The 259-nt window shown below is 78.4% G+C and carries 1 protein-coding gene; it reads left to right on the top strand.

Annotated elements, in window-relative coordinates; all coding sequences use genetic code 11:
* On the top strand, positions 1 to 259 hold a 259-nt coding region (locus tag ACSNOC_RS27985), incomplete at both ends, for a hypothetical protein (RefSeq protein WP_436750366.1).

Genomic DNA, 259 nt, shown 5'->3' with positions numbered 1-259 from the left:
CGACCGCAGCGCCCCGTCCCTCCTCGCCCGGCTCCGGGAGCACGGAGCGCACGCCACCCACGCCGACGGTACGTCCGCGGCCCCGGCCGGGCCGCTGGACGCGGTGATCCTGCTGGCCGGGCCCGTGCTGCCGGACGCCTTCCCCCTCCTGAAGGACCTGCTCCGGCGCGGCCCGCGCCACCTGCTGTGCGTCCGGCCGACCGAAGGCGACGGCCGGAGCGATGCCATCGCCGACGGGATGGGCGGCTTCCTGCGCACC

Source organism: Streptomyces sp. URMC 129, from assembly GCF_051386415.1.
Classification (GTDB): Bacteria; Actinomycetota; Actinomycetes; order Streptomycetales; family Streptomycetaceae; genus Streptomyces.
This window is presented reverse-complemented; position numbering and strand designations above follow the sequence as displayed.